We start from the raw sequence: 1,636 nt of genomic DNA, 5'->3' as shown, positions 1-1,636 counted from the left end.
CGCATTGCATCGCCTGAACCGTTACCTGCAGGCGGGCGTTGCCTCACGAAACTTGCTACCCGATGGTGGCAGGCAATGGAGGCAACATGGCCAAGCTCAGCAAGCAGTCTCGACGCGAACTGATCGACGCGCTGCGGCGGCGCTACCGCGAGAGCTCCGCGGCGGACAAGGCACGTATCCTCGACGAGTTCGTCGCGGTGACCGGGTACCACTGCAAGCACGCCATCCGGGTGCTTGGCCGCAGCGGGCCAGAGTACGTTTGCCGAACGTCGCGGAGCCCGGTCTACGACGACGCCGTACGCGAGGCTATCGGCGTGCTGTGGGAGGCAGCCGATCGGATCTGCGGCAAGCGACTGAAGGCGCTGCTGCCCGTACTGGTGCCCTCCCTCGAACGGCATGGTCACCTCGCGCTCGACGAGACGGTGCGCCAGCGTGTGCTCAGCGCCAGTGCTGCGACGATCGATCGTCTACTGCGCCCAAGGCGGCAATCCGCAGGCAAGCAACGGCGTCGCAGGCAACAGCCGCGCGTCGCACAAGGCATACCGGTACGGACGTTTGCGGACTGGGATGATCCGAAGCCTGGGTTCGCCGAAGTCGATCTGGTCGCGCACTGCGGTGATCGCGTCGAGGGCAGCTTTGCCCACACTCTCGTGCTGGCCGACATCGCCAGCGGCTGGATCGAGTGCGTGCCACTGCTCGTTCGCGACAGTGCACTCGTCGCCGACGCGTTCGAGCGATTGAGAACGACGATGCCGTTCGCGATGCGCGGCATCGACAGCGACAACGGCAGCGAATTCATCAACGACGCCCTGGTCGCGTTCTGCACGAGGCACGGCATCGAGTTCACGCGCTCGCGGCCGTACAGGAAGAACGACCAGGCCTGGGTCGAACAGAAGAACGGCGCCGTCGTGCGACGGCTCGTGGGGCACGGACGGCTCGAGGGACTTCGCGGCGTCGAAGCTTTGGAGCGCCTGTACGCGGCGAGTCGGCTGTTCGTCAACTTCTTCCAGCCGTCGTTCAAGCTGCTCGAGAAGCAGCGGCAGGGGGCGCGGGTACACAAGCGCTACCAACTGCCCCAGACCCCGTGCGAGCGATTGATGGCCTCGAAGGACATCGATCAGTCGACCAAGGACAAGCTCACGGCCGTCATGATCACGCTCGACCCTCTGCGCCTGCTCGACGAGATCCGGGCCGTCCAGCACCACATCGCTGGTCTGCAACGAGGCGAGACGCTGCACGTGCTGCCGCATCGCGATGCCGATCTTGATCGGTTCCTGAAGGAACTTGCTCGCGCCTGGAAGAGCGGAGAGGTTCGGCCGACACATCGGCGCGATGCGAAGCCCGAACGCTACTGGCGCACACGCCCAGATCCGTTCGAAGCTGTCTGGCCGCGCGTCGCGCTGTGGCTGGAGAGCGAACCGGATCAGACCGCCAAGGCGTTGTTGCAGCGGCTCCGCAAGGACGGCGAAGACTTCACGGACGGACAACTGCGCACACTGCAGCGGCGCGTCAAGGAATGGCGACTTCAAGCGGCTCGCCGCTTGGTATTCGCCGCGCCAAGGTCGCACGATCGATCAGTAGACACGGTGCGAACCTGATGAGGCAGACCGGTAGCATGTCGAGGTGAGGCAACACG

At 65.0% G+C, this 1,636-nt stretch carries 1 protein-coding gene; it reads left to right on the top strand.

From position 1 onward, the window contains the following. The first annotated feature begins 86 nt into the window (after positions 1-86). Positions 87-1,598: a DDE-type integrase/transposase/recombinase gene (locus MOJ79_RS19190; protein WP_442863149.1), complete on the top strand. Its 1,512-nt coding sequence runs from the start codon at positions 87-89 to the stop codon at positions 1,596-1,598. Positions 1,599-1,636: the final 38 nt, after the last annotated feature.

This window comes from Calidifontimicrobium sp. SYSU G02091 (assembly GCF_022631395.1).
GTDB classification, from domain to species: Bacteria; Pseudomonadota; Gammaproteobacteria; order Burkholderiales; family Burkholderiaceae_C; genus Calidifontimicrobium; species Calidifontimicrobium sediminis.
The sequence above is the reverse complement of the archived record's forward strand: the minus strand, read 5'-3'. Positions and strand labels throughout refer to the sequence as shown.

Excerpts from the sequence above, each read along its gene's own strand:
- MOJ79_RS19190 (WP_442863149.1), top strand. The coding sequence starts at position 87 with ATGGCCAAGCTCAGCAAGCAGTCTCGACGCGAACTGATCGACGCGCTG.